This window comes from Streptomyces sp. NPDC046727 (genome assembly GCF_040645635.1).
Taxonomy (GTDB): domain Bacteria; phylum Actinomycetota; class Actinomycetes; order Streptomycetales; family Streptomycetaceae; genus Streptomyces.
The window spans coordinates 158,667-185,219 of sequence record NZ_JBEYYR010000013.1 but is presented as its reverse complement, the minus strand read 5'-3'; the positions used below and the strand labels follow the sequence as shown (position 1 = coordinate 185,219).

General features: G+C 68.9%; 20 protein-coding genes and 5 pseudogenes. 11 read left to right on the top strand and 14 right to left on the bottom strand.

Features of this window, described 5'->3' with window-relative positions; all coding sequences use genetic code 11:
- Window positions 1-33: 33 nt before the first annotated feature.
- Window positions 34-810: a polysaccharide deacetylase family protein gene (locus ABZ937_RS18900; RefSeq protein ID WP_361693156.1), complete on the top strand. Its 777-nt coding sequence runs from the start codon at window positions 34-36 to the stop codon at window positions 808-810.
- 108 nt (window positions 811-918) lie between these two features.
- Here ABZ937_RS18900 and ABZ937_RS18895 read toward each other — a convergent pair.
- Together ABZ937_RS18895 and ABZ937_RS18890 are read right to left on the bottom strand one after the other, a co-directional pair.
- A pseudogene (locus ABZ937_RS18895) lies at window positions 919-1,188 on the bottom strand (transposase family protein); the annotation flags it as partial.
- On the bottom strand, window positions 1,140-1,652 hold the full coding sequence (locus tag ABZ937_RS18890; protein ID WP_361693154.1) for a hypothetical protein: 513 nt from the start codon (window positions 1,650-1,652) through the stop codon (window positions 1,140-1,142). The gene ABZ937_RS18890 and the pseudogene ABZ937_RS18895, both read right to left, overlap by 49 nt.
- 816 nt (window positions 1,653-2,468) lie before the next feature.
- Between ABZ937_RS18890 and ABZ937_RS18885 the strand changes: the two genes are divergently transcribed.
- Window positions 2,469-3,203, top strand: a complete 735-nt coding sequence (locus tag ABZ937_RS18885) for an alpha/beta hydrolase (RefSeq protein ID WP_361693152.1) — start codon at window positions 2,469-2,471, stop codon at window positions 3,201-3,203.
- Window positions 3,204-3,701: 498 nt separating this feature from the next.
- Window positions 3,702-4,316: an alpha/beta hydrolase gene (locus ABZ937_RS18880; RefSeq protein ID WP_361693150.1), complete on the top strand. Its 615-nt coding sequence runs from the start codon at window positions 3,702-3,704 to the stop codon at window positions 4,314-4,316.
- Between the two features lie 504 nt (window positions 4,317-4,820).
- Here the strand turns inward: ABZ937_RS18880 and ABZ937_RS18875 are convergent.
- Both ABZ937_RS18875 and ABZ937_RS18870 read right to left on the bottom strand, forming a co-directional pair.
- A complete protein-coding gene (locus ABZ937_RS18875; RefSeq protein ID WP_361693148.1) occupies window positions 4,821-6,095 on the bottom strand; it encodes a glycoside hydrolase family 6 protein in 1,275 nt (424 codons plus the stop codon).
- Window positions 6,096-6,179: 84 nt separating this feature from the next.
- Entirely contained in the window at window positions 6,180-7,145 is a 966-nt protein-coding gene (locus ABZ937_RS18870) for a glycoside hydrolase family 6 protein (RefSeq protein WP_361693146.1), read from the bottom strand.
- A gap of 340 nt (window positions 7,146-7,485) precedes the next feature.
- On the opposite strand from ABZ937_RS18870, the gene ABZ937_RS18865 reads away from it, so the two are divergent.
- A complete protein-coding gene (locus ABZ937_RS18865) occupies window positions 7,486-8,499 on the top strand; it encodes a LacI family DNA-binding transcriptional regulator (RefSeq protein ID WP_361693144.1) in 1,014 nt (337 codons plus the stop codon).
- Between the two features lie 29 nt (window positions 8,500-8,528).
- Here the strand turns inward: ABZ937_RS18865 and ABZ937_RS18860 are convergent.
- A pseudogene (locus tag ABZ937_RS18860) lies at window positions 8,529-8,911 on the bottom strand (RICIN domain-containing protein); the annotation flags it as partial.
- A gap of 145 nt (window positions 8,912-9,056) precedes the next feature.
- Window positions 9,057-11,081 (bottom strand): non-reducing end alpha-L-arabinofuranosidase family hydrolase, encoded by a 2,025-nt coding sequence (locus ABZ937_RS18855; RefSeq protein WP_361693142.1) that lies wholly within the window; start codon window positions 11,079-11,081, stop codon window positions 9,057-9,059.
- A 758-nt stretch (window positions 11,082-11,839) separates the two neighbouring features.
- On the opposite strand from ABZ937_RS18855, the gene ABZ937_RS18850 reads away from it, so the two are divergent.
- From ABZ937_RS18850 to ABZ937_RS18840, 3 genes are all read left to right on the top strand, one after another.
- Entirely contained in the window at window positions 11,840-13,486 is a 1,647-nt protein-coding gene (locus ABZ937_RS18850) for an RICIN domain-containing protein (protein WP_361693140.1), read from the top strand.
- A 61-nt stretch (window positions 13,487-13,547) separates the two neighbouring features.
- Window positions 13,548-14,963 (top strand): glycoside hydrolase family 43 protein, encoded by a 1,416-nt coding sequence (locus ABZ937_RS18845; RefSeq protein WP_361693223.1) that lies wholly within the window; start codon window positions 13,548-13,550, stop codon window positions 14,961-14,963.
- Between the two features lie 100 nt (window positions 14,964-15,063).
- Window positions 15,064-16,311: a cellulose binding domain-containing protein gene (locus ABZ937_RS18840; RefSeq protein WP_361693138.1), complete on the top strand. Its 1,248-nt coding sequence runs from the start codon at window positions 15,064-15,066 to the stop codon at window positions 16,309-16,311.
- A 630-nt stretch (window positions 16,312-16,941) separates the two neighbouring features.
- Here the strand turns inward: ABZ937_RS18840 and ABZ937_RS18835 are convergent.
- The 3 genes from ABZ937_RS18835 to ABZ937_RS18825 form a co-directional block, all read right to left on the bottom strand.
- Entirely contained in the window at window positions 16,942-18,579 is a 1,638-nt protein-coding gene (locus tag ABZ937_RS18835; RefSeq protein ID WP_361693136.1) for a DEAD/DEAH box helicase, read from the bottom strand.
- 89 nt (window positions 18,580-18,668) lie between these two features.
- Window positions 18,669-18,872, bottom strand: a complete 204-nt coding sequence (locus ABZ937_RS18830; protein WP_007502648.1) for a cold-shock protein — start codon at window positions 18,870-18,872, stop codon at window positions 18,669-18,671.
- A gap of 1,047 nt (window positions 18,873-19,919) precedes the next feature.
- Window positions 19,920-20,396, bottom strand: a complete 477-nt coding sequence (locus tag ABZ937_RS18825; protein ID WP_361693134.1) for an SRPBCC family protein — start codon at window positions 20,394-20,396, stop codon at window positions 19,920-19,922.
- A 225-nt stretch (window positions 20,397-20,621) separates the two neighbouring features.
- Between ABZ937_RS18825 and ABZ937_RS18820 the strand changes: the two are divergent.
- Window positions 20,622-20,801: pseudogene (locus ABZ937_RS18820) on the top strand (hypothetical protein); the annotation flags it as partial.
- Window positions 20,802-20,882: 81 nt separating this feature from the next.
- Window positions 20,883-21,128, top strand: a pseudogene (locus ABZ937_RS18815) (hypothetical protein); the annotation flags it as partial.
- Between the two features lie 424 nt (window positions 21,129-21,552).
- On the opposite strand, the gene ABZ937_RS18810 reads toward ABZ937_RS18815, so the two are convergent.
- The 3 genes and pseudogenes from ABZ937_RS18810 to ABZ937_RS18800 form a co-directional block, all read right to left on the bottom strand.
- Entirely contained in the window at window positions 21,553-21,933 is a 381-nt protein-coding gene (locus ABZ937_RS18810; protein WP_361693132.1) for a nuclear transport factor 2 family protein, read from the bottom strand.
- 142 nt (window positions 21,934-22,075) lie between these two features.
- A complete protein-coding gene (locus ABZ937_RS18805; RefSeq protein WP_361693130.1) occupies window positions 22,076-22,504 on the bottom strand; it encodes a hypothetical protein in 429 nt (142 codons plus the stop codon).
- Window positions 22,505-22,703: 199 nt separating this feature from the next.
- Window positions 22,704-22,845: pseudogene (locus ABZ937_RS18800) on the bottom strand (transposase); the annotation flags it as partial.
- Window positions 22,846-23,232: 387 nt separating this feature from the next.
- On the opposite strand from ABZ937_RS18800, the gene ABZ937_RS18795 reads away from it, so the two are divergent.
- On the top strand, window positions 23,233-23,742 hold the full coding sequence (locus tag ABZ937_RS18795) for a F0F1 ATP synthase subunit B (protein ID WP_361693128.1): 510 nt from the start codon (window positions 23,233-23,235) through the stop codon (window positions 23,740-23,742).
- A gap of 195 nt (window positions 23,743-23,937) precedes the next feature.
- Here ABZ937_RS18795 and ABZ937_RS18790 read toward each other — a convergent pair whose 3' ends face one another.
- Both ABZ937_RS18790 and ABZ937_RS18785 read right to left on the bottom strand, forming a co-directional pair.
- Window positions 23,938-24,552: an RHS repeat-associated core domain-containing protein gene (locus ABZ937_RS18790; protein ID WP_361693126.1), complete on the bottom strand. Its 615-nt coding sequence runs from the start codon at window positions 24,550-24,552 to the stop codon at window positions 23,938-23,940.
- A gap of 7 nt (window positions 24,553-24,559) precedes the next feature.
- Window positions 24,560-25,498 carry a LysR family transcriptional regulator gene (locus ABZ937_RS18785; protein ID WP_361693124.1) on the bottom strand — a complete coding sequence of 313 codons (939 nt, stop codon included), beginning with the start codon at window positions 25,496-25,498 and terminating at the stop codon, window positions 24,560-24,562.
- A gap of 72 nt (window positions 25,499-25,570) precedes the next feature.
- Between ABZ937_RS18785 and ABZ937_RS18780 the strand changes: the two genes are divergently transcribed.
- Window positions 25,571-26,530 (top strand): DMT family transporter, encoded by a 960-nt coding sequence (locus ABZ937_RS18780; protein WP_361693122.1) that lies wholly within the window; start codon window positions 25,571-25,573, stop codon window positions 26,528-26,530.
- Window positions 26,531-26,553: the final 23 nt, after the last annotated feature.

Sequence of the window (26,553 nt, the reverse complement as noted above, 5' to 3'; positions counted from 1 at the left end):
CAACCTTTCCGGCGCTGAAATCTTCTCATTGGGGTGAAGATCTTGAAGCGGCGGCCTCGCCTACTCATACTCCTGACCCTGGCCGTGGTGGCGGCTGTGACGGTGACCGTCGTCATGGTCATCCAGGCGAACAAGATGGAGACACTCTCCCCGCGCGAGGAACGTGACCGGGCCGCGTCTGGAGCAGGCGTACCGTCGGGGCAGGTGGACTGCCGGAAGGTCAAGTGCATCGCGCTCACCTTCGACGGCAACCCGGGCGAACCCACCGACCGACTGATGGACCTCCTGAAGGAGTACAAGGCGCCGTCGACGTTCTTCCTTGAGGGGCGGCGCATCCACAAGTTCCCGGAGGTGGTGCGGCGGATCGCCAAGGACGGCCACGAGATCGGGGACCACACCTGGACGCACGCGGTGCTGACCGATGTCTCTGATGCGCAGATCCGCGACGAGCTGCGCCGCACGGCACGGGCCATCTCCGGCATCACCGGCAGCGAGCCGACGCTGATGCGCCCGCCCCAGGGCCGCACCGACGACCGCGTCTCCAAGGTCTCGAAAGAGCTGGGGATGGCGCAGGTGCTGTGGACGGTGACCGCGAAGGACTACGAGACGGACGACAGCGCGCTGATCACCAAGCGCGTGCTCGCGGGCGCCGACCGCGACGGGATCATCCTGCTCCACCCGCTGCACAAGGGCACCGTGCCGGCCATGCCTTCCATTCTGAAGGCACTCAGCAAGCAGGGCTACACCTTCGTGACCGTCTCCCAGCTGCTCGCTCCGGCCAAGGCCGAGCCCGGCAAGATCTACAGGTGACTGACTGACGCGCGAAGCGTCCGCCTCCTTGGGGCCCTCGCCGCGACGGGGCACGCGCCAGTTCGTCAAGTCGGCGAAACCGTGCTCGTTCGCGGCGCGTTCGCGGGCTACGAGCTTGTTCGCCTCCTTCTGCGCGGCGGTCAGTCGTCGGCCGCGGGCGGCGCGGAAGCCGGTGATGATCACCGGGTTGTCGGGGTCGTCGTCGAGGCCGAGGAAGCCAAGGTCGGCGATCGTGCCGATGCCGGCTTCGCGCAGGTGGGCGGTGATGTGGTCGTGCCGGGCGGCGGTGACGTCATGGGTGCGGCCGCGCCGGGCGGCCGAGACCCGGATCAGATTGCCGTTCTCGTCGGTGAAGGCGAGGACGTGCAGGCCGTGCATCTTGCGTTTGCCGGAGTGGTCGGGCGGTTGTCGGTGCCGGTGTGGTGCCGGGTGGGTATCAGGGTGCCGTCGATGAGCACGACGGCACCGCCCCGCTTGACGATCTGCAGGGCGCGGTCCAGGCGCTCGGCGCGGGCGGCCAGCAGGTGGATCACTTCCAGCAGCCAGCGCCGCACGGTCGAGGCGGATACCTGGTAGGCGCCCGCCATGTCGGCGAGCCGCTGGTCGTGACGGGGGACGGCCAGGACGATCAGCGTGATGCGGCCCGGCGACAACTTGCGCCACCGGGATCTGATCTTCTTCAGGTGGGAACGGACCAGGTGCGCGACCATGTCCAAGGTGGCGGCCGACAGCGGCAGGCGGCACTGGTGGACAAGAGGGTCCAGGTCCTCGGCGGCAGCGGCGTCCATCGACATGGCGTCCGCCACCAGCCGCATGATCGCCTGATAGTCCTCGGGCAGCACGCCGTATCCATGCCGACCTCGCGGTCCGAAATCAGCCGCATCCCACCCGCCCAGGGAGCGGTGGTGTTGACGCGTTCGAACTCCGTGTCCAGGACTGAATCGTCCGCCTCGCCCGCGCGTCCGACCACGATGAACTGGCCGAACACGACCTCCGCCGCATCCAGACGGGCCACTTCGGCTTCCGTCTCCGCGAGTTCCTTGCGCAACTAGTCAACCCGGTCCGCCAGCACGACCCGCCGCTGAATCACCCACGTCAGTACCTCGGCCACCCTCCGCCCTGTCCCGTCCCGCGAACTCCCTTGATCCCGTGGACAGTAGGCGGCGCAGGCATCCGGGGCCCGCAGTTCCGGCGAATCACTCCATGGCAGAAGATCACCTGCTGGCGATCACGCCACCGACCAGCACGAGCACCACCGCGATCGGCCACACCAGCCCCGTGACCAGCGACTTCAAGGTGAACGATCTCAGTGTTCACTAGTTCACTACACGCAAGCTGAGCCAGAGCCCGAGAAACGACAGCGCCCCCAGTGCTCAGGCCAGTGCGCCCCGCCGTCGCAGGGCCTCGTCTCGGGAAGCCGCGACGAGGCCCCAAGCTGTGGAGTTTTCCGACTCCCTGGCATCCGGTCACCGAGCCCGCACAAGAAATCCGATTGGCGGGCCACCGCGGCCACTGCTAGGTTCCCTGAGGCCGTGCGAGAGAACGAGGAGGTGGTACCCGTGAACGCAGTATCGACATGGGTGCTCCCCTCCGGGGTCACGGTCGGGCGATAGGTCGTCCGGGAGCGCCGTTCATGAGCACTCCCGAAAGGCACGACCATGCACTTCACGTCTGAACAGCGTCTCGACGACGGTGTCCTGGAGCGCGAATTCACCCTCGGCGAGATCCCGGGCATCCTGTGGACGCCCGCGTCCGCATCCGCACCGGTGCCGCTGATCCTGCTCGGCCACCCCCCGCTCGGACTGCGCAAGATGTACCCCCGGCTGGCGGGACGGGCCCGGGACGCGGCAGCGGATGGCTTTGCCGCGGCCACCATCGAGCTCCCCGGAAGCGGTGACCGGCCCCGTTGGCCCGCTGCCGAGCAGGCCCGCGCCGACCTGCGTCGGGCGCTGGAGGCCGGCGAGCCGGTCGGCGACGAGACCGTCGACGCCCTCATCCTCCCGCTGGTCGAAAAGTCGGTCCCGGAATGGCAGGCCGCTCTGGACGCCCTCCTGTCGTTGCGCGAGATCGGCGGCCCGGTCGGGTACTCGGGGGGAGTGATCTCCATCGGCATCCGGCTCGCGGTGGTCGAGCCGCGCATCTCGGCCGCCGTTCTGTTCGCCGGGAGTCTCGTGCCCGCCGCCATGTTCGAGGAGGCCCGGCAGGTCACTGTTCCGCTGCATGTCCTGCTGCAGTGGGACGACGAAGGGAACGACCGGCAGGCAGCCTTGGACCTGTTCGACGCCTTCGGCTCCAAGGAGAAGACTCTGCACGCCAACATGGGCGGGCACACCGGCGTCCCGCAGTTCGCGGCGGACGCCGCGGCCCGGTTCTTCACCCGGCACCTGAAGTAAGGCGGAGCCGTCAGGCCACCAGCGGACGGTAAGCCGTAGCGGCCAGGATGCTGCTCGTCGAGGGCGGGTCGCGGTGCTCCTCTGCTGTTCGTGCCGCGGGCCTCTGCCAACTCGCCAGGGGCCCGCGCTGCCCGAAGCCATGAACTGTTCGATTTCTGCGGTGCTTCGGATGCTGCCCAATCTCCTATCCAGGTGCTGTCGGTTGTCGGGTTCTGGCTCAACTTCTGTGGTCCATGCACGCTGAGTGACGGCTGCCAGCCGATGAGCCGTCCGGCTCACCGTGGCCAACCGGGTGCCGTTTCGCCGACCGTACTCGGGCCCGTCACGCTGCCGTCCACGAACTGCTGGAGGCTGGCCACAGCCGACGCTCCATCCCGAGGCAGCTCGGCATGACCAACCGATGTGAGTGAGCCGGTGCCGGGTTCGGGTATCCGCTGCTCGACGGCCGTGCGGTAGGCGCCCATCGCGAGGATCGCCTTCGACTTCCACCAGCGGTAGATGGTGCTCTTGGCGACGTCGACGTCGACGCGGGCGGCGACGCGTTCGATGGTGACGGCCTATGGCGCGAGCGACGACAGCGTCTGGTTCCCATACCTGACCAAGCAGCTGGCGGCGGCCGGACACCGGGTCACCGTGCCCCGGCTGCCGGACACCGCCGCCCCTCGGCTGGAGCCGTGGCACAAGACCTACGGCGAGGCGGTCCTGGCAGCCGGTCCCGCCGAGTCCACTGTGCTGGTCGGACCCAGCATCGGCGCGGTCGACGTCCTGCGCTTCCTGGAACAGCACGGCCCCGCCACCCACGGAGTGTTCGCGGGCGTCCTCCTGGTGGCGGCCTCCACCCACGATGTCGGCTACGACGAACTCGCCGAGTTCTTCGAGGGCGGCTTCGACTGGGAACGCATCCGCCGCTCGGCCCGGAACTTCCGCGTCCTCCAGGCCATGGACGACCCGGTCAACCAGCCCGGCCCCGCCCAGCACGTCCGCCTGTTCGTCCACGGCCTCCGCGCGACCGCCTTCGTCACGCCCACCGGCGCCCACTTCGGAGCCACCCCGGACGACCACGTCGAGGTACCCGAGGCCGTCCGATTCGTCACCGAACTGCTCGGCGCCTGACCACCCACGTGCTCATCGACGCAGATGTGGATCCGCGTTACCCACGTTCCGTGGGCTGCCCCTGACCGGGGACGCCCCACGGAACGTGCCCATGACCGCAGTGCTGTGGGAAATGGCGGACCTCCGCCGCCACGCTACTTCGCCGACGGGCCTTCCCGACGTGCATGACCGCTCCGAGTAAGGCGGGGACTTCAGCGAGCGCCGGTCCTCGCGCCGGCGGGCCGCACGGTCCGGGCTCTGCGGCGCGGGCGGTGCGCCGCGGCCAGGTCGCCGCCAGATCGCGGGCGCGAGCCGGGTCGCAGAGCATCGGGCCACGCCTCGGCGGCGGTGTCACGCAGCGAGCGGAGGAGCCTGCACAGCACCGAGCCCCCGCCGGTTGTCAATGCCACGCCCCAGGGTGCCGGCCCTCGCGCCTGGCCGGCGTCGGTGCTGCGCCCGAGTGGCCTGGCCTGTCGGGCGCCACGGCTTCTCAAGGCTGGACAAGCACGGGGCGCCCGACACAGCTCAGCGGTTGAACGTCAGACGCGGTACCGCGTTGCGGGCCAGTGTGTGGGCCTGGTCGGGCCACCAGGCACCCGCCGGCGGATCCACGATGCCGTACTCGGGATCGATCGTGCCGCCCGTGTTGCGCGTGCAGCTGCCGTCGGACTCACCGGGGATCTTGATCCACAGGTAGGCGTCGACGAGGGGGACGCCGGTGTCGGCGGTCGGGCGCGGGCCGAGTCCACGGCCGGGCGCGTTGCACCAGGCCTCCGGGTCTCCGCTGTATTTGCCCGGCTCCGGGGCCCAGGCGCCCCGACCGTTGCGGCTGGTGTCGATCACGAAGTGACGCAGTTCGTCGGCCGACGGGGTGCCCACGTTCTGGCCGAACCAGGCGTCGGTCCACCGCCAGGTGGTGGGGTCGGCGGAGGAGACGCTGTTGCCGGGGGCGCCGTCGTTGGGGGCGGCGGACGAGTAGTACTGACTGGCGCACCAGTCGGCGTGGCCGCGTGCCTGCTCGGGTCCGTCGGTGGCGAACCACATGCACTTGGCTATCCAGGTGCCGTACCTGGCGTTGTGCTCGGTGGGGTGGGTGTTGGACACGTTCAGGGCGAATCCGTCGCCGTACCGGACCCCGGCGTCCAGCAGTCGCTGCGCGATGTCGCCGACGGCTCGCCACTGGACGTTGCCCGCGTCCAGGTAGACGGCGGTGCGCGGCTTGGCCTTCAGGGTCCTGACCGCGTATGCGAGGTCGGCGATGCGGGCGGCCGTGAGGTCGCCGGTCGGGTCGGTGCTGGGCCCGCAGTCCTTGGGAAGCAGGGCCAGGCCGTCGGGCTCGACCACTACCGTCGCCCTGTTGTCGCCGATGCCGGCGGCGAAGGCGTCGATCCACTGCCGGTAGGCGGCGGAGGATGCGGCTCCGCCGCTGGAGTACTGCGTGCAGTCCCGGCCCGGGACGTTGTAGGCGACCAGGACGGGGGTCCGGTTGACGGCCCGGGCCCGGCGGACGAGCTTGTTCACCTTGACGCGCACCTGGTCGGGCGTGCCCTCCGTGAACCACTCGGCCTGCGGCCAGCTCGCGAGCCTGGCCATGTTCGTGGCGTTCTCGATGTCGCCGTTCCTGAAGTCCGCGAGAGCCTGCTTCGCGGCCTTGCTGTGCGGGTCCACGTAGAACTTCGTGGCCGGGGTGATCTCGTCCTGCGTGGGTGCGGACTGCGCCTGCGTCGCGGTGAGAGCGGCGCACGCGGTGAGCGCCGCGATGACGACGGTCGCGCGGCGCCGTAGTTTGTGTGCTGTCATGGCTGCTCCTGATCGATGGATGGGGGCGGACGGTGCCCGTGGCCCGGTCGCGGGGTGGAAGTACCGGGCCACGGGAGTCCTGGATCAGTAGCCGTAGATCATCTTGTAGGCGACCTCGGGGAGGAACTGTCCGGCCGATGAGCCGGCTCCGACACCGCAGTTGCCGTCGGACTCGCCCGGAGCCTTGATCCACAACAGCATCTCGGCGCCTCCGCCCGTTCGGGTCGGGGTGCCGATGCGGCGGCCCGAGGGATTGCACCACTGGCCGTTGGAGCCGTTCCCGTTGCGGCTGGTGTCCACGACGAAGGGCTTGGTGTAGCCGTAGCGGGAGCTGAGTTCACTGTTGACGGCGTTGCCGTAGGCGGTGTTCTCCGCGGTGGTGAAGTAGTTGGAGATGTTGAGCGAGAAGCCGTGGGCCTGACGGAGGCCGGCATCGTTGAGGCGCCGGGCCATGGTCGCGGCATCCGTCCAGCCCGGGTTGCCGGCGTCGAGGTAGACCCAGGTGTTGGGGGCCTGGCTGTTGAACTGGGCGAGCGCGCCGCTGAGCATGCCCTGGCGCTCGGCGATCTGAGCCTGAGTCATGCAGCCGTAGTCCCCGAGGGAGTCCGGTTCGAGGATGACGACGGCCGGGCGGCCCGCTATCCCGCCGGCGAACTGGGCGATCCAGGTCGCGTAGGCGGACGGCGAAGCGGCTCCGCCTGCGGAGTGCCCGCCGCAGTAGTCGCGGTTGTAGATGTTGTACGCGACGAAGATGGGCAGTTTGTCCGAGCGGTCCGCCGCTCCCGCGTACGCCCCCGTGGCGGTGCCGATGGTGCCGCTCCAGGAGCCGAACCAGTGGGCCATCGGGGTATTGGCGAGGGAGGCGTTGATCGCGGGCGCCCGGCCGTCGCCGGGGTTGGCGGCGACCCACCGCTTCGCGCTGGAGTCCGGATCCACGTAGAACCCGCTGGTCATGGTGGTCGGGTCGGCGGCGTGGGCGGACGGTGCGGCGGCGAGCGCCAGCGGCAGGGCGAAGAGCGCTGCCGCGAGGGCGCGGAGTCTGCGGCGCATGACTGTACCTCGGTTTCCAGGCGGGGATGCGTGGCACGCTCTCGTCCCGGGCGTGCGACGCGCTGAGGAAGTGCGGTGGTACGGCGTTCTCTTGTACGAGCGTTGGGAGCGCTCCCATTGGAAGCAGTCCCAACAGCACTGAAAGGCATGGGGTGTGGTCGGTATCGTGTGGCGGGCCGGCCAAGCTGTCAAGAGTCGACGTACGAGACCGGCCCTTCACCTGGCGGATACAAAGCTCTACAGTTCCAGGAACTGGAAGCGCTTCCAGTCGTCGGTCCCTGACCGCTCCGCACCTGTCCCACGTCTTCCCGCCCGGTCGGGAGGGAAAGGCTCCTGGTTCATGGCACAACATGCGCCGCATCGCCGGCCGACGCTCGACGAGGTCGCCGAACGCGCCGGTGTCTCCCGCTCCGTGGCCTCCCGCGCCCTCAACAACGCCCCGCACGTCAGCCGCGCCAAACGCGAGGCGGTCGAACGAGCCGTCCGGCAACTCGGTTACGTACCCAATCCGTCCGCCCGCGCTCTGGCCACCCGTCAGACGGGCGCGGCGGCCCTGGTCGTCGCGGGAGAGGATCCGTCGATCTTCGCGGATCCGTTCTTCGCCCAGGTGATCGTGGGGGCGTCGGCCGCTCTGGAGGAGGCCGACCTGCATCTGATGCTCTGCCTGGCCGCCTCCGACCGAGGCCGCAAGCGGGTGGAGGAACTCCTTCGGTCCAAAGGCGCCGACGGCGTCATGCTGATGGCGCTGCGCGAGGACGATCCGCTCGCCCGGATGGCCGAGGAGGCGCAGATGCCCGTCGTCTTCGGCGGACGCCCGGTCGGTCCGGCCCCACGGTGGTACGTGGACGTCGACAACGTCGGCGGAGCGCGCGCGGCGACCGAGCACCTGCTCTCGCGCGGCCGGACTCGCGTGGCCGCGATCTGCGGGCGTCTGGACACCGGAGCCGGGCGCGCCCGGTACCGCGGCTACCGGGACGCCATGCTGGCAGCCGGCCTCGATCCGTTCCCGCCGCAGGAGGGCGACTTCACCGAGCCCAGCGGAGCCGCCGCCATGGCCGCACTGCTGGCCGAACACCCCGCCGTGGACGGGGTGTTCGCCGCCAACGACAACATGGGAGCGGGAGCGCTGCGCACATTGCGGGAGACCGGCCGGCGAGTCCCCGCCGACGTCGCCGTGGTCGGTTTCGACGACCTGACCGTCGCCCGCATCGCCGATCCGCCGCTCACCACCGTCCATCAGCCCATAACGGCTCTCGGACGGGAGATGGCGCGCATGCTCGTCGCGCTCGTCAACGGACAGGACCCCACCCCGCTGATCCTGCCCACCCACCTGGTCACCCGCGCCAGCGCCTGACGGCGCGCCAACGGGGACGGCTCATCGCGGGCCGTGGAGAAGCCCGGAACGTCGAGGCAGCGGCCGGAGGCGGGGTTGCGGTGGCCGCCGTTGTAGGGCTGCCAGACCTGGTTGGCGCCGCCGTGGCAGGACCAGAGCTGCACCTTGGTGCCGTCGGCCGTACCCCAGCCGGCGGCGTCGAGGCACTTGCCCATGGAGCGCAGGGTGCCGTCGGTGTAGGCGGACCAGACCTGGTTGGCGCGGCCGCCGCAGCCCAGATCTGGACGGCGGTCCCGTCGGCGGTGCCGGCGCCGTTGACGTCCAGGCACTTGTCGGCGATGCCGGACTGCACGCTCGCAGCGGCGGGCACGGGGTTCCTCAGCCAGCCGGCGCTGTCCGCGGCCTGGATGCCGCGGTGGAAGGCGTCGGCGAGTGCGGCGATCTGGTCGATGCGGCATCCGGGCGGCCTTCGTTGTCGGGGTCGGACATCGAACCGCCCCGCAACGTGCCGACGAAGTGTCCCACGTCCACGGGACAGGCCCCCGGTGTGAGCCGGGGGCCTGTGGTCGGCCAGTCGGTCAGCAGGTTGAGCTGGTCTGGGTGAGGAGGCCCAACCGCCAGGGGAGGAGGTTGTAGTCGCCGCTCGCGCCCGGGTTCATGCCCTGGTAGAGGTACTGGAGCCGGCACGCGGGAATGGTCAGTGTCTGGTCGTAGCCGGCACGGATCATCTCGCCGTGGCTGATGTCCTTCGTCCAGGCGCCCGAGGGGAAGGTGACGTTGCCGGCCCGGGCGAACGGGTTGCTCTCGGACGCGGCCAGCGGCGACCAGGAACCGGCCAGACTGCCCGAGGTCCAGGAGCGGAAGTAGCGCCGGCCGTCCGACCCGACCGCCTCGACGATGAGCAGGTACTGGTTACTGCCCTGCACCTTGTACACGTTGCTCGCTTCGAAGAGGGCGTATTTGTTGGAGTCCTGGGCCGCGACGACCGTGTTGGTGAACCCGTTCGGGAACTGGGACAGCGTCGTCTGCGAGCGGTACAGGTGCCCGTTGTCGTCCGAGGAGAACAGGTAGCAGTTGGCGCTGTCGCAGATCACCCACATGTCGACCCAGTAGCCGTTGCCGATGTTCTGCCGGATGATGTCGGGCATCGACGAGTAGAAGTTGCGCGGGGCGCTCCAGCCGTTCGGATTGCTGATGTCCGGGTTGGTGGAGTACGACGCGTTGCCCGTCTGGTAGACGAGGTACCACAGCTTCTGCGGCGCGTAGTAGAAGACCTGCGGCGCCGCCCGGTAGCCGGTGCCGATGGCGCTGCGGTCCAGATAGTGGTGCGTGGCCGAGCCGGCCTGGGACCAGTCACTGAAGTTCAGGTACACCAGGTTGTAGCCGGAGGAGCTGGCGACGCTGGCGAACACGTGGTACTTGCCGTTGTAGTAGACGACCGTCGGGTCCTTGATCCCGGCGATGTTGTGGGTGGCGTCCGGTTTCGGCGCGATCAGCGGGCCGCTGGAGCTCCACGAGAAGCGGGAGGGCAGCGCGGCGGCGGACCGGGTCGAAAGGCTGGTGGCCTTCTGTGTCGCGGCCGTGCCGCCCAGCGCCGTCAGCGTCGCGTTGTACGCCGGTTTCTTGTTGCCGTTGCGGTCGAACAGCAGGGGATTCTCCCCGCTGCGCCAGGAGTCGCTGTCGCGGATGCCCCACGCCGTGATGCCCTTGCAGCGCGCGACGTTCATGCAGGCCCGCACCGTGTTCGCGTAGGCCGTCGGCGGTGCCTGCGCGATGTCGAGCTCCGTGATCTGGACGTCCACGCCGAGGGCGGCGAAGTTCGACAGCGTCGTCTGGAAACTGGCGGGTGGACCGCCGGTGCCGAAGTGCGACTGGAAGCCGACGCAGTCGATGGGCACGCCGCGCGCCTTGAAGTCGCGGACCATGCGGTAGACGCCCTGGGTCTTGGCGTCGCTCCAGTTCTCGATGCTGTAGTCGTTGTAGCAGAGCTTGGCTGCCGGATCCGTCGCCCGCGCGGTGCGGAATGCCTGCTCGATGAAGCCGTCGCCCAGCAGGTTCTGGAAGACCGAGGAGCGGTGCTGGCCGCTGCCGCCGTCCGCGAAGGCCTCGTTGACCACGTCCCAGGCGAAGACCTTGCCCTTGTAGTGGTTCATCACGGAGGTGATGTGGTTGTTCATCACGCTGCGCAGTGTGTTCGCGTCCCTGATGGAGCTGACCCACCCGGGCAGCTGGGAGTGCCAGACCAGGGTGTGGCCGCGTACCCGCTGACCGTGGGACGTCGCGCTGTTGACGATCTGGTCGCCGGGACCGAAGTTGAACGAGCCACGGGACGGCTCGGTCGTGTCCCACTTCATCTCGTTCTCGGGCGTGACCGCGTTGAACTCGCGGCCCAGGATCCCCGTGTACGTGCCGTCGCCGAGCCGTCCGGCGGCCACGGCGGTCCCGAAGTAGCGTCCGGACTGGGCGGCCTGGGCACCCAGCGTGGACGCCTTGATCGTGGGATCGGGCGCGCCTGCGGCGACCCCTGGCGTCACCAGGGTGGCCACGGCGAGCAGGCCTAAGACCGAGGCTCGGCGTCGGCCGAGCCGTTTCAGCGGGTTCATGGTTCTCCTCGGAGCGGGTGGGGGGTTGGGATGTGCGATCCATGCCATCGGTCAGGGCACGGACAGCTCGAACCGCAGGACGCGGCTCGCGCCGCCGAGTGCCTGGGTGGCGTGGTTGAAGAGGGCGAATCGGCAGCCCATGAAGAACCGCCAGTCGTTGCCCATGGGGAAGGCGGGCCCGAGGCGGCGTTGCCCGTCACCACCCGCGTCGCCGCCGCCGCGCTTGAGGCCGATCGCTGGTGACCGGGCCGGTGGCGGTGGCCGGCGCCCGGCGGCGAGATACGGGGTGACGTGAGCATGACATATCTGTGTGCCGTCTCCTTGTGCGGTCCTGCCATTGCCGTTGCCTGGTCGTGCGGTGCGGAGCGACCGGATCGACCAGTAGGTTCGCGATATCGAACATTGATTGGTTCATCGAGCAACTTGGATGATAGGAGGCCAGTGGATCCCGTCAATACTCCTCGCATGGTTCGCCACTTTCTTCGAAACATTCGGAGCTGTGGGGTGGTGGTCTTTCGGAGGTCCACCGGTCGGATGGCGCAGATCGGCGCGAATGTGCGGCCGCCGCCGGTCGGGTAGCGGAGTCCGAAGGCTGGACGGTGTTGACATGTTCAGAAGCCTCTCTAGTATCCGTGAGGCTTCGACTTTCCGAATGTTGGTCGAAATTGCGAACGTTGGATCTTCTCCCCATGTCATGGGCCTGACACCCTCGCTCGCGCGTCACCCGCTCATGACGTCCTCCCGGGAAAGGAGCCCTGGTGCTCAGACGATCAGGCAGGCGGCTGCTCCGCCTCCTCGCGACCGCCGCGCTGACGGTCACCGCATCCATGACGGCGGCCGCTCACTCCACCGCCTCGGCCGCGCCCGGCAGCCCGGCACTCACCCCGCCGTTGGGGTGGAACAGCTGGAACAGCTTCGGGTGCGGGGTCACCGAGGCGCAGGTCCGTCAGGCCGCCGACGCGATGGTGTCCTCGGGCATGCGGGACGCCGGCTACCGGTACATGGTGGTCGACGACTGCTGGTTCGACCCGCAGCGTGACGCGGCGGGCAACCTGCGGGCCAATCCGGCCAAGTTCCCCAGCGGGATGAAGGCCCTCGGGGACTACATCCACAGCAAGGGCCTGAAGTTCGGCATCTACCAGGCGCCGAACGAGCGCACCTGCGCGCAGGCCACGGGCGGCTACCCGGGGTCCACGGGCAGCAAGGGGCACGAGGCCCAGGACGCCGCCATGTTCGCCTCGTGGGGCGTCGACTACCTGAAGTACGACTGGTGTTCCTCCAGCGGCACCCGCGACGAGCAGGTCGCGCGGTTCACGCTCATGCGCGATGCTTTGCGCGCCACCGGGCGGCCGATCGTGTACAGCATCAACCCCAACAGCCTGCACGCCATCACCGGCGCCACCTACAACTGGGGCGAGGTCGCCGACCTGTGGCGGACGACCGAGGACCTGCTCGACATCTGGCAGAACGGCAACACCAACAGCTATCCCATGGGCGTCGGCAACGTCCTGGACGTCACCGCGCCACTGGCGGCGCAGTCGGGCCCGGGCCATTGGAACGACCCCGACATGCTGGTCGTCGGCCGCCCCGGCCTGTCACTGACCGAGTCCCGCTCGCACTTCGCCCTGTGGGCGCTGCTGGGCGCCCCGCTCATGGCCGGCAATGACATCCGCACCATGTCCGCCGACGTGAGCGCGATCCTGCGCAACCCGCGTCTGCTGGCGGTGGACCAGGACTCGCTGGGCGCGGGCGGGCGCAGGGTGCGAGACGACGGCAGCACCGAGGTGTTCGCCAAGCCCTTGTCCGACGGTTCGGTCGCGGTGGGCCTGTTCAACCGGGGAAGCGGCACCGCCACAGTCACCACCACGGCCGCGCAAGTCGGCCTGTCCGGCGGGCCGTTCACCCTCACGGACCTGTGGACCGGCGGCACGTCGAGCACGTCCGGGCAGATCTCGGCGAGCGTTCCCGCGCACGGCGTGGCCGTGTTCCGGGTGAGCGGTGGCAGTCCGCTGACCGCCACCACCTCGCGGCTGCGGGGCAGCGCGTCCGGCCGCTGTCTCGACGTGGACAACGCCTCCACCGCGGCCGGGGCCACGGTCCTGCTCTGGGACTGCCACACGGCCGCCAACCAGCTGTGGACCACGTGGGCGGGCGGCGAGATCCGCGTCTTCGGTGACAAGTGCCTGGACGCCTACGACCAGGGCACCACCAACGGCACCCGGGTCATCACCTGGCCCTGCAACGGCCAGGACAACCAGAAGTGGACCGTCGGCTCCGACGGGTCGATCCGCAACGTCCACGCCGGGCTGTGCCTCGACGCCGACCGGGCCGGCACCGCCGACGGCACCCCGCTGGTCCTGTGGAGCTGCAACGGCCAGGCCGGCCAGAAGTGGACCCGCGCATGAGGGACGTCGCGCACCGGCCGACAGCTCACCCGTCCGCCAACGTCCTCGGGAGGCCACGATGATGGACCCGGTCCGGCGGTCGTCCGCCACCGGCACGAGGCTCAGCCGGGCCGTCGCCTGGACCGTGGGTCTTCTGCTGGCGTTCGCCGTCGTTCCCGCCGCGGTGCAGCCCACGGCGGCCAGAGCCGACAACCCGATCGTGCAGCACATCTACACCGCGGATCCGGCTCCGCTGGTCCATGACGGACGGGTCTACCTCTACACCGGGCACGACGAGGACGGCTCCACGTACTACACCATGAAGGACTGGCGGGTGTGGTCCTCCGCCGACATGGTCAACTGGACCGACCACGGCTCACCGCTCAGCCTGGCCACCTTCAGCTGGGCGTCCGCCGACGCGTGGGCGGGCCAGGCCGTGCAGCGCAACGGCCGGTTCTACTGGTACGTGCCGGTGAAGAACCGGGCCACGGGCCGGATGGCCATCGGCGTGGCGGTGGCGGACAGCCCCACCGGCCCGTTCCGGGACGCCCTCGGCCATCCGCTGGTGGAGAACGGCGAGATCGACCCGACCGTCTTCATCGACGACGACGGCCAGGCCTACCTGTACTGGGGCAACCCGAATCTGTGGTACGTCAAGCTGAACGCCGACATGACCTCCTACTCGGGCAGCCCCGTCAGGATCCCGCTCACCACCGCGGGGTTCGGCACCCGCACAGGCGACCCCAACCGTCCCACGCTGTACGAGGAGGGACCCTGGGTCTACAAGCGAAACGGTCTGTACTACCTGGTGTTCGCGGCCCAGTGCTGCTCGGAATTCATCGCCTACTCCACGGCGCCCGGCCCGACCGGCCCCTGGACCTACCGCGGGACCGTCATGCCCACACAGGGCAGCAGCTTCACCAACCACCCCGGGATCGTGGACTTCAAGGGCAGTTCGTACTTCTTCTATCACAACGGCGCGCTGCCGGGCGGCGGCGGCTTCACCCGCTCGGTCGCGGTGGAACGGTTCTCCTACAACGCCGACGGCACGATCCCGACGATCAGCATGACCAACGCCGGCGCACCCCAGATCGGCACGCTCAACCCGTACGTACGCCAGGAGGCCGAGACGATCGCCTGGGGATCCGGGATCGAGACCGAACCGGCCGGCGAAGGCGGAAGGGACGTCGGCTGGATCGACAACGGCGACTACATCAAGGTCAAGGGCGTGGCCTTCGGGTCGGGCGCGTCCTCCTTCACGGCGCATGTGGCCTCGGGCAGCGGCGGCGGCACCGTCGAACTGCGCCTGGGCTCCCCGAGCGGGACGCTCGTGGGCCGGTGCGGCGTGCCCAGTACAGGTGGCTGGCAGGCATGGACGTCGGTGACCTGCCCGGTCAGCGGCGCCACGGGAACCCAGGACCTCTACCTGAGGTTCACCGGCGGCAGTGGCTACCTGCTCAACATCGACTGGTGGCAGTTCACCCCCGCCACGTCCTGACCCGACAGATGGCGATGCTCGAACAGAAGGGGAGTTGCATGACGACAAGACGAGATCCCTCTTATGGCCGGCCCTGGTCGCGGTGCTGTTGGTCCTCGGCATGAGCGGCACGGCACTGGGCCGCGCCGCTGCCGCACCCGTCAGCGCCGCTGCCGCACCCGTCAGCGCCGCTGCCGCACCCGTCAGCGCCGCTGCCGCGAGTCCCGGATGCGGCAAGGCTCCGACTCTGACGAGCGGTACGTACACGATCCAGAGCAGCGGCAAGAACCGTAGCTTCATCCTGCGGATCCCCGACGGCTACGACCGTAACCGCGCCTACCGGATGGTCTTCGGATTCCACTGGCTGGGCGGCACCTCCACCGACGTCGCCACGGGCCGCACCGTGGAAACGGGCACCTGGGCCTACTACGGGCTCCAGCGACTGGCGAACAACAGTGCCATCTTCATTGCGCCCCAGGGCCTCGACAACGGCTGGGCCAACACCGGGGGAGAAGACGTCACCTTCGTCGACGACATGATCAGGAAGATCGAGGCGGATCTGTGCGTCGACACGACACAGCGCTTCGCGCTCGGCTTCAGCTACGGCGCCGCCATGTCGTACGCCCTCGCGTGCTCCCGGGCGACGGTCTTCCGCGCGGTCGCGGTCCAGAGCGGCGGGCAGCTCAGCGGATGCAGCGACGGCACCCGGCCCATCGCCTACCTCGGAGTGCACGGCCTCAGGGACAGCGTCCTCGGCATCTCCGGCGGACGGGCGATGCGGGACAGGTTCGTCAGGAACAACGGCTGCACACCCCAGAACCCGCCCGAGCCGGCGCAGGGCAGCCTGACGCACCGGGTCACCAGCTACGCGGGCTGCTCGGCCGGGCATCCGGTCGTCTGGGCCGCGTTCGACGAAGGCCACATCGCCGCTCCGCAGGACGGTGCCACCGGGGACAGCGGCTCCAGGACCTGGCTGCCGCAAGAGATCTGGAAGTTCTTCACGCAGTTCCAGACGTCCAACCCCTCCCCGGGGACGGCGACCTGCCAGGTCACCAGCACCGTGAGCGCGTGGGACACCGGCCTGACCTCGAACCTCACCATCACCAACACCGGTACGACCGCGATCGACGGCTGGTCCCTCGCCTTCACACTGCCCGAGGGCCAGACCATCACCTCCGGCTGGAACGCGGACTACTCGCCCGCCTCCGGCCGGGTGACGGCCAGGAACGTCTCCCACAACGCCACCATCGCGCCCGGCGCGTCGGTCGACATCGGTTTCCAGGCCACCCACAGCGGCAACACCGCCGGGCCGAGCTCCTACGCCCTCAACGGCACAGCCTGCACAGCCACGGGCAGTGCACCGAAGTGACCAGGAGGCCGCTGAGCGCCTGACCGGTGAACTCCGGCTGCCGTGACGCCGTCACCCCGGGCCGAGCAGATCGGGCCGGGGCTGACGGCACCACGGCGAAGGTGCCGCTCAGCGCGCCGCACACACTCGAGTGCCTCCCGGGATGGAGGGATGAGCCCGGTGCACGACCACCTTGCACGGTTCAAGGTGGCGTACGGGGCGTTCGACTTCGGACCGGACTCAGTCGGCGTCCACCCAGGCACTGGTACGAGTGCAATCCGAACGGCCAGGTCGCCGTTGACGCCATCGCAGACCAGCTTCAGCAACCGGATCGAGATCACCGATAGGGTCGACCCCTTGACTGGCCGGCAGCGAGCGCATGACGTGCTCCGTCCCGGAGGCTGGATGGCGCTCCTCGGCAACGTCGTCGTCCGCCGGCCGGGCCCGATGTTCGTGCGGTGGTATGCAACCCGTTCAGTGGTTCAACGGGGACGGCTTTGCCGATGTCCTTCGCTCCACGTCGCTGCATCGGAGGCTCGACCGCGACGTCCGTGAGCCCCTGTTCGACACCATCGCCGAGCGCATCCGCACGCGGATGGGCGACCCGGCATGACGCCGATATCGGAGCGTCCTGCGTGTCGGACGGCGCGCCTACGAAAAGTCGTCACCAGGGCCAGCGTTGCCTGATGCGGCAGAGGCGCGGCGTCCGCCTCGGCGGTCGGAACTGCGGCGGCCCGCTCCAACGGCACGGCCCGTGGCCCCGCCGGATCCGGCCCGGCGGGCGGAACCGCGCCCGCCGGTTGCGGAGGTGCTACCAGACGCTGTCGCCTTGGCCGCGGCCCGGCGGTCGGAGCCTTGGCTCTCCGTCCTGGTGGCGGCGCCTGTCGCCGCTCCGGGCCCGCCGCCGTTTCGGCGTCGGCGGCCGGATCGCCTGCCGGGCTTGGTGCCGGTCTTCTGGTCAGCGCGGGACGCCGTCGGTGTCGCCGGCTGGGGGACCTCGATGGTGACGGGCACGCCGGAAGGCTCCCTGGCGCCGGTGATGGTGGCCAGTTCCGCGTCACTCGACGTGATGCGGGCCGTGCGGGGTCGGATGCCCGCGTCCGACATGAGCCGGGTGACGTCCCTTTTCTGGGCGGGCAGGACAAGCGTGACCACGCTGCCAGAGCCGCCGGCGCGGGCCGTGCGGCCGCCCCGGTGGAGGTAGTCCTTGTGGTCGGTTGGGGGATCGACGTTCACGACGAGGTCGAGATCGTCGATGTGTATGCCTCGGGCCGCGACGTTCGTCGCCACCAGGGCGGTGACCTGGCCGCTCTTGAACTGTTCCAGGGTGCGGTTGCGCTGCGGCTGGGAACGGCCTCCATGCAGCGCCGCCGCACGGACACCGACGGCCAGGAGCCGCTTGGTGAGCCGGTCAGCGGACCTCTTGGTGTCGAGGAACAGGATGACCCGGCCGTCACGCGCCGCGATGCGCGTGGTGACCGCCTTCTTGTCGGTCTCGTCCAGGACGTGGAGCACGTGGTGCTCCATGGTGGTCACCGCCCCCGCGGACGGGTCCACGGAATGCACCACGGGGTCGGTCAGGAACTTCTGCACCAGGCGGTCGATGTTGCGGTCCAGGGTGGCCGAGAAGAGCATGCGCTGCCCGTCGGGCCGTACTTGCTGGATCAGCTTGGTGATCTGCGGCAGGAAGCCCATGTCGGTCATCTGGTCGGCCTCGTCCAGCACCGTGATCCGTACGTCGCCGAGCGCGCAGTCGCCGCGTGCCACAAGGTCGTTGAGCCTGCCGGGGGTCGCCACGAGCACCTCGGCGCCGCGCCGGAGCGCACCGGCCTGCTTGGTGATGGACAGCCCGCCGACCACCGTGGCCAGCCGCAGGTTCACCGCCGTCGCGTACGGGGTCAGTGCGTCCGTCACCTGCTGGGCGAGTTCGCGGGTGGGCACCAGCACGAGGGCGAGGGGTGCCTTGGGCTCCGCGCGCAGTCCGGCCGTGCGGGCCAGGAGCGCGAGCCCGAACGCGAGGGTCTTGCCGGAGCCGGTGCGTCCCCGTCCCAGCAGGTCACGGCCGGCGAGCGAGTTCGGCAGGGTGGCGGCCTGGATGGGGAAGGGGGTGGTTACGCCCTGCGCGGTGAGGGTCTTCAGCAGTCCCGCGGGCATGTCCAGACCGGCGAAGTCCTCGACGGCGGGAAGTGCGGGTGTCGTGCTTTGCGGCAGCCGGAATTCCCTCGGTGACGACGCGGACGGTGGGGGTGACGAGGCACGCCGGTTCGGTTTCTGGGGCCTGCGGGACATGCAGTTGTCTGCCTTCCTGGAAACAGCACGAACCGGGGTCCGCACCATGACGGTGCGGACCCCGGTGAGCGGGAATGCGCGTCCGGCGATCAGGCGGGGACGATGTTCTCCGCCTGCGGGCCCTTCTGGCCCTGCGTGACGTCGAAGGAGACCCGCTGGCCCTCCTGCAGCTCACGGAAGCCCTGGGTCGCGATGTTCGAGTAGTGGGCGAAGACGTCGGGGCCGCCGCCGTCCTGCTCGATGAAGCCGAAGCCCTTTTCAGAGTTGAACCACTTGACGGTTCCCTGTGCCATGACTTTCTCCTTCTGTAGGCAGAGGCCCCATCCGGAGATGCCGGAAACAAATAATGCGCCTGAAGGAGAAACATTCCCGTCAGGCGCGCATAAGTTCATGGGTACCACAACTGCAACACCAAGAGAGTAGCACAGCTCGGCGGCCCGTGGTGGATCACTGAGGGGCACGCCGGGAGCGGTCGTACGAGGCGATCCGTCCTGGGGTGTGGGTGGTGGACCCGCCAGCGGGGAAGTAGTCGGAGGACGCAGCACCACCCAGGCCTTCCTCCCCCTCCGGGTCCCCGACGTCCTTCAGGAGCTGCTGACGTGCTGGCCCGGCACCTACAGGACCTGCGGCCGACCCCTGCCGACCAGCAGAACCAGAGCCAGAACCTTCGGCCCCTTCGAAGCAGCCGTGTACACGATTCCGCGCCGTGGGCGCCCAGCCGCGCCGAGTGGCCGTCGCGGCCTACTACGTCGGTCCAATGGGGCTGACCGCAGGCGAGCGCGTCGTTGCCGGTCTCGTGGGATGCGGTCGGGGACGTTCGGCCGGTAGCGGCCCCGTCGCTCGCCCCGCCTGTTCGACTGCCCGGTCATCACCGGCATGGTCTCCCTCGGGCAGTACCCAGCGATCACCGGACCCGACCTGGCACAAGCATTCGACGCCCACTTCGTCCGGAACGTGGCCTTCGAGCCGATCACCCGAGCAGATGGGCACCTCCGTCGCGCCCGTGATCGGAGAGGACCCCGCCGCCGACGTCACCGGCCGCTATTCCCTGGTCGGCAGCTCGCAGCGGACCAGCTGGCTGCACGACAGGGCCCGCCGGGCATCAGCGAGTGGCGCGCCACCGTCGGCGACGTCACGAGCGCCTTCTGTTTCCGTGCACCCGCACGTGGGACACCGGGCAGGGCTCGGACCGTCGGGGCCCGGGCCCTCGCACCGGCTCTTTGGCGCGTCGGTCCGTCTGCGTCAGGGCCTGCCGCAGGGATGGGAACCCTTGCCTTCTTCATGCTGAGCGCCATGTGGGCCCTGGCGTGTGGGCATGCCGCGCATGCCCACACGTGTCGTCACAGGGACGAACCGGGATCTCCGGGTCGGATCCGGCCGCGCCAGCCACCGCCGGCGTCGCCGCGCGTTTCGACGTAGCTCTTGAAGCGGCGCAAGTCTCCTTTCACCCGCCGGTCGATCACGCCCAGCGCGTCCGCGCCCTTCTCGGCGACGCCGGAGGGCTCGACGTCCATCGTGAGCTCCACGCGCGTGTGCGTGTCGTCGATGCGCTCGAATCGCACCGATCCGCGCTGCTGGGTTTCGCCTGCGATGGACCGCCATGTGATCCGGTCGTCCGGCAGCTGGTCGACGATCTCCGTGTCGAACTCGCGCCGTACCCCGGCGATGTTGGTGGTCCAGTGATTGTGCCGGTCGTCGAGCTGCCTGACCTCCTCGACACCTTCCATGAAGTTTGGGAACTCCTCGAACTGCGTCCACTGGCCATACGCCACGCGGAGCGGAACCTCGACGTCGACCGCTTCCTTGATCGTGCTCATCGACTCCTCCTTGTCGGCTCGTCGTGTGCGTGGTACCGAGTACCCGGCACAGCGGTGCGAAGGCATTGTCTGTTGCCAGGCACCCCGGCCCAGCTGCGATTGCCTTCGGGCGTGGTCGCGTGTGTCACGTCGTCGAGGCGGAGACTCGGCGGCCACGAACGCTGAGCATGGAATCCGTAACTGCTCGTACCGGATCGAGACCGCGCCACATGGATGGGGCCCTCCATTTCTGACGCGAGTGTCCGTATCCCCGAGGAAGCCGGGGACCGGCTTGCCGCCATACCGGCGGCCGAGGGCATGTCGCTGCGCGCCTGTCCGGCCCGGCTCGCCGACACCCTGCTGACCCTTGCCGAGCGGGCCGAGCAGACGCGCGCCGGCTTGAAGGAGTGGATCGGCTACGGGCCGCCCCAGCGGAGGATCAGGACACCTCGGCAGCGCGCTGTGCCACCGCCGGCCGGCCGAGGCGACTGCCTGGTGAGCGACGCCATGCACACCGTCCTGGACGACACCGCCATTGCCGCAGCCGGCCGCAGCGATGTCCTGGCCTCCCGGTTGATCCACCGCGCCCACGTGGAGACCGGCGCGCGGTCGCTCTGCGGAATACCTGTGCGGCGGCGCACTTGCCAGTACGTCGCCCGGCCCACCCCGGACCGTCCCGACGGAGCGCTCACCGCCACCACGGTCCCTGACCGGTGGATCGGCGAGCCGGTCCGCGTGCTGGACGCGACCCCCTGGTCACCTGCAGAGAGGCGGACGGCAGTGACAGCCCTGGATCCAGGTGACCGCGGACACAAAGAGGAGGGTGCGTCACCACGCGGATACGGCGCATCTGCGCCAACTTCACCGATGGTGTATGCGCTCCTACTGAGGGCTGTGGCACCGTGGTGCCTGGCCGGGCTGGTCACTTCCCCCGTAGTGACGGGCCCGGCCGCCTTGCTCAGCGAGCGAGGGGGAGGTCTGGCACATACGGCAGTACGAGGCGCAGATCGCGCACCGGCTGCTGGGTCTTCTCCTCCACGCCGCCGCCCCCGACACCTGGACCTGTCCGATCATCCAGGGTGGGTTGCTGGATGAGGTGCAGCCCTGGCGGGCAGGACGGCCGGCTGGCCGCCTGGTCACACCGTGCTGTCCCGGGTCGGTGAATCCGAAGCCTCGCCTAGAACATGGTGTTGTCGTTCTTGGAGGTGGGCGGGACGACCTGGAGAACGTCCCAGTGTTCGACGATCTTGCCGTCGGCGTCGAAGCGGAAGATGTCGATACCGGCGTACTCCTCATCGGGCCAGGTCTGGTGGCAGTGCAGGATGACATGGTCGCCGTCGGCGAAGGCGCGCTTGAACTCGACGCGCTTACCCGGGTATTCGGCGGCCATGCGCTCGAAGTAGTCGATGAATGCCTGCTTGCCGTCGCCGACGTGCGGGTTGTGCTGGATGTAGGTGTCGCCGACGTACTGGTCGATGGCTTCGGCGGGGCGGCACTGGTTGAACATGAGGTCGTAGAACGCCTTGGCCGTGGCTTTGTTCTTCTCCGGGTCACTCATGATGCCACCGTAGGTGTGTTGACTGGGTCGGGGTGAGTGGGGTTGATGCGTACGAGGCGTGCCTGGGGTAGATGGCGTACGAGGTGTTCGCCCGGCCATTGGATGACACCGGGGGTGTTGAATCCGGTGCCGAGCTCAAGGATCAGCCGGCAGGGGCCGGCGGGGGCCGTGCCCAGCCAGGGGTGAAGACCCGGTCGGGGGCGAAGCCGCCCCGGGTGAAGAGGCCGTCCACGTTGGACGTCATCACCCAGTGATCCTTGTCGCCGACGAGCGCGCGCAGCCGCTGGTAGAGGGGGTTGGGGGCGGGGGAGGAGCGGATGTCGTCGATGTGGACGGCCCAGTAGCCCCACAGTAGGGCGGTTGGCAGGGGCACGCCGACCATGTAGCGAGAGCGCAGGCCGTGGCGGTGCAGGGCGGGGAAGAGCTCCCGGAAGCGGTCGTCGTCGCCGTAGTCGTATCCGACGGCGGCACTCAGGCCGGCGCCGACGGTGATCAGGACGCGGCCGGCCTCGGTGAGCCAGGTGCGTGTCGTGCCGGCGGCAGCTTCCAGGTCGAGGGTGGGATGGTTCATCGGGGCGGGGGTCCTTCGGTCAGTGCGTGGGTGTAGGCGACGTGGTCGTCGTTCGCGTACACGTTGAAGACCACGCGGTCGAAGCGTCTGGGGTGGTGATCGAGCCAGTCGGCCACGGTGTCCAGGGCGGTGCGGGCGGCGGGCTTCCTGTGGTAGCCGAAGACGCCGGTGCTGATGCTGCAGAACGCGACGGTGCGTCTCCAGCCTCGTTCCAGTCCCGCAGACGGCGCCGGCAGGTCATGCCCGAGCCCAAACCCAGCCCCTGTGGCAGGTACTCCCCTTGGATGCCCGGTCAGAACGTAGAGGATCCCGCACAGCACGTCCCACAGTTCATCCGACATGGTCCACGGCGACGTCACCACACCGGCCTGAGGACTCAACTACCGTCCTGGACACGGCCACCAGGTTCGATCCACCTCATGCCGTTCCGTCGAACCACGAGCGATGTGTTCCAGCCAACATTGAGATTCGCGCGGGCGAATTTTACCTACCCTTTTAGCCCGCTTTTGAGTCTATTTGACACCCCATTCATTGTTTCGCTGACCAGCGTGAGAGCGCCGGGTTGATTGTGTCGTGACCTGCATCTTTGCTTGACGCAGAGATGTCAGGGCCTCCTTGGCCGTCGAGCAACAACAAACATGGGCATATTGCGAAAAGCAGCAAAGGCTGAAAGTTGCCCTTAGTGACGGAGCTCGCTCGGCGTTGTCCGCACTGTTAGGCTCTCCCTCATGGGACCTTTGAAGCCAGAGGTAAACGAGCTCATCATTGCGGTGATCTGTTTCGCAGTAGTCTTCTTTACTTTCGCGAAATTCTTGGTGCCGCGAATCACCAAGACGCTTGAGGCCCGGCAGGACGCTATCGAGGGCACCATCGAGCGTTCCGAAGCCGTCCATGCGGAGGCGCGGCGGATTCACGCCGAATACCAGGCCGAACTCTCCGAGGCGCGCCACGAGGCTGCCCGCATCCGACAGGCCTCAGCCGACAAGGGAAGCCTCCTCATTCAGGAGATCCGGGCCGAGGGGCAGCGGCAGCGCGATGAACTCGTGGCATCGGCCAGGGCGCAGCTGGAAGCCGATCGGATCGTCGCCGAGGCGGCACTCCGGGAGGATGTGCTCAGGCTGGCCATCGATCTGGCCGGGCGCATCCTCGGCGAGCCGATCACGGACGAGCGCACGGCACGGGAAATCGCTGATGCGTTCTTCGCCGAGGTGGACACCGACTCCTCGGCGAACGCGTAAACAAGCTCAAGCCAAGGTTCGGTGTTTGATCAAACAACAGAGCCCACGACGCCTGAATCAGTCAGAGTCGTGGGCTTCTTCTGTCTCGCTGGTCAGCGAAGTGCGGCCCGACAGGACCGCGCCGTGGCCGTTCACCCAGGTCAGCGCAAGCCAGCCGAAAATGATCGCAGTTTCCCAAGGGCTCAGGCACCGTCGTCACGGGCCGGCCGCTGCGGCTTGCTCTGGCCGACGGAGCCGGCGGCGTGGTTGAGGCCGGCGGGGCTGCAGCGAGACACACGCGCGCCTGATCGGTCGGCTGTCCCGCCATCGCGGCTGACGGGTGCATGTGGTCGAAGGCGACCTTCTCCGAGTGGTGGTTCGTCGGTGCGCCCACGGTGTGTGGGACCTTCCCGGTCGTCGTAGAAGACCTGGCGGCCGCTCACCGTGCGCTGGGTCAGGGGTGTTCCGGCTTGACGTCCGCTGACGCTTCATCCGGATGACCCTGCGGCCGCGGCAGACCGCTGTCCCCTCCCAGCATTCGATGGGCTGCAGACCGTCCGGGTCGCTCTTGGTGCCCGGGTTGTTGTCCGCGTAGGCGTAGCCGTTGATCTGCAGCGGGTCGGACGGGTCGATGACCGGGTCCACGGAGAGGAAGCGGCCGGCGGACTGGTCGTACTCACGAGCACCGAGGTGGATCAGGCCGGTGCTCGCGTCGTCGATGCCCGTGCGCAGGTAGGAGCGCCGGGCGGACCAGCCGGCCGGCTGGGCGCCGCGTGTCTGTCCGAACGGTTTGACGAAGCGGCGGGTAACCGGGGGTGAATGAGGTGACAAGCTCGGATCAATAGGTGCTCGATTCTCTCTCGTAGGTGCTCGTAGCTGCAGTCAGGCCGTCGAGGACGTGGCGGGTGTCGGGGTGCTGGCCGGTTCCTCCGCGGTAGAGGGCATGGATGCTGCGGTGCACCGGCGTTTTCAGCGGATGGATACTGACGTCCGGTGCGGGGATCGGCAGTGCGAGCCGGGGGATGAGGGCTACTCCCGCCCGGCGAGCTGCCAGGGCGGCCAGGACTGTGAAGTCGCTTGCGACGGCCACCGGACGAGGGACGAAACCAGCAGCTCCGCAGGCACGTTGGGTCATCTCGTGGCAGGCGGTGTCAGGCCCCGGCAGCAGCCAGGGAGTGTCGGCGAAGCGGGCGAGGTCTGCGGCTGCTCCGGGATCCAGGCCGTGGTTGGTGGCGTCAGCCGGGTGAAGGACGAGGTAGACGGGTTCGTGACCGAGACTGCGCTGCTCACAGCCCGCCGGGAGTGGGCGTGGCAGAAGGCTGTAGGAGTGCGTGACCGCGATGTCGATGTGGTGTTGGCGTAGCGCGAGTTCGGCGTTGTCCGGGTCGCATTCGATAACGTGCAGTGACGGGGTCCGAGGGTCCTGGGGCGCATGTGGCTCGGGCCACAGCCGCGGGATCAGGGTGCGAGCCGCCGAGGCGAAGGCGGCGATGCGTACGGTGCCGCGCTCGCCGCGCTGCAGGGCCGCCAGTTCGGACTCGGCCGCCGCGAGATTGCCCAGTACCACGTGGGCGTGATCGACCAGGCGCTGCCCGGCGCTGGTCAGACGCAGAGTCCGGCCGCGCTTCTGCAGCAGAGTCAGCCCGGTCTCCTTCTCCAGCGCCGCCAGTTGCTGGGATACCGCGGGCCCGGTGAGATGCAGGGCCCGCGCGGTGGCCGTCACCGTGCCCTGTGCGGCGAACTCGGCGAGCACCCGCAGCCTGCGGACCTCCAACAAGAAGCTCACCTACCGAATGACGGAAGAAAAGGTAACTGGACCTAACTGATACTAGGTTGCAGAGTCGGTGAGGTGAAGTCCTACAAGACCTTGCTCGCTCTGGCCGCAACCGTGTTGCTGTGGGCCTCTGCGTTCCCCGCGATCCGCGTGGCTCTGGCCGGCCTGGGCCCGGCCGATCTGTCCTTCCTCCGCCTCGCTGTCGCTTCTGCCGTACTTGCGGTGGTGGCGCCGCTGATGAAGGTCCGCCGGCCCGCCCGCGAGGATCTGCCACACATCGTTCTCGTCGCCGCGGCAGGGATGAGTGCCTATCAGTTGCTGTTGAACTGGGGTGAACTCCATGTGCCCGCAGGCACCGCGAGCCTGATCGTTGCCGTGGTCCCCGCTGTCAGCGCCCTGCTCGCTGCCGCGTTTCTGGGAGAGCGCCTCACCTTCGGCCAGGCCATCGGCTCCTGTACCGCCCTCGCGGGGACGGGGATCATCGCGGTGGCGAGTGGCGATACCGGGTACACGACTGCCGCCTGGACGGTCCTTGCCGCTGCCGTCGCCCAGGCCGTCCACCACCTGGCCATCAAGCCTCTGCTGCGTCGCTACACCGGGCTCGAAGTGGCCGCCTATGCGATGTGGGCCGGGACCGTGCTGCTCCTCCCGTTGGCGCCGGCAGCGCTGCACGCAGCTCTCGAGGCTCCGGCCGATATCTGCATGGCCATGCTCTACCTGGGTGCTCTGCCGTCCGCCGCTGGGTTCGTCGTCTGGGGCTACGCCGTTGCACGACTCAAGGTCACCGCAGCCACGGCGGCCCTCTATCTGGTACCCGCTGTCACACTTGCCGTGTCGTACTTCTGGCTGGGCGAACGCCCCCGAGCCTTCGAACTCCTCGGCGGGCTCATCACCATCGGCGGTGTGGTGCTGCTCGGCCGCCGCTCCCGCCCGTCCCGCCGCAGCCCGCAGCCAGGTGCTGTCCCGGCCGGCCGAGGAGCACGCGACGACGTCTCGTGGAATCGGATGGGCACGGCTCGACAGGACGACTGGTGATCGCCGGCGTGATCGGGGCCGCC

Coding starts and splice junctions, on each gene's coding strand:
- ABZ937_RS18885 (WP_361693152.1), top strand. CDS start 2,469: ATGCACTTCACGTCTGAACAGCGTCTCGACGACGGTGTCCTGGAGCGC.
- ABZ937_RS18880 (WP_361693150.1), top strand. CDS start 3,702: ATGGTGCTCTTGGCGACGTCGACGTCGACGCGGGCGGCGACGCGTTCG.
- ABZ937_RS18875 (WP_361693148.1), bottom strand. CDS start 6,095: ATGACAGCACACAAACTACGGCGCCGCGCGACCGTCGTCATCGCGGCG.
- ABZ937_RS18870 (WP_361693146.1), bottom strand. CDS start 7,145: ATGCGCCGCAGACTCCGCGCCCTCGCGGCAGCGCTCTTCGCCCTGCCG.
- ABZ937_RS18865 (WP_361693144.1), top strand. CDS start 7,486: ATGGCACAACATGCGCCGCATCGCCGGCCGACGCTCGACGAGGTCGCC.
- ABZ937_RS18855 (WP_361693142.1), bottom strand. CDS start 11,081: ATGAACCCGCTGAAACGGCTCGGCCGACGCCGAGCCTCGGTCTTAGGC.
- ABZ937_RS18845 (WP_361693223.1), top strand. CDS start 13,548: ATGGACCCGGTCCGGCGGTCGTCCGCCACCGGCACGAGGCTCAGCCGG.
- ABZ937_RS18840 (WP_361693138.1), top strand. CDS start 15,064: ATGAGCGGCACGGCACTGGGCCGCGCCGCTGCCGCACCCGTCAGCGCC.
- ABZ937_RS18835 (WP_361693136.1), bottom strand. CDS start 18,579: ATGTCCCGCAGGCCCCAGAAACCGAACCGGCGTGCCTCGTCACCCCCA.
- ABZ937_RS18830 (WP_007502648.1), bottom strand. CDS start 18,872: ATGGCACAGGGAACCGTCAAGTGGTTCAACTCTGAAAAGGGCTTCGGC.
- ABZ937_RS18825 (WP_361693134.1), bottom strand. CDS start 20,396: ATGAGCACGATCAAGGAAGCGGTCGACGTCGAGGTTCCGCTCCGCGTG.
- ABZ937_RS18810 (WP_361693132.1), bottom strand. CDS start 21,933: ATGAGTGACCCGGAGAAGAACAAAGCCACGGCCAAGGCGTTCTACGAC.
- ABZ937_RS18805 (WP_361693130.1), bottom strand. CDS start 22,504: ATGAACCATCCCACCCTCGACCTGGAAGCTGCCGCCGGCACGACACGC.
- ABZ937_RS18795 (WP_361693128.1), top strand. CDS start 23,233: ATGGGACCTTTGAAGCCAGAGGTAAACGAGCTCATCATTGCGGTGATC.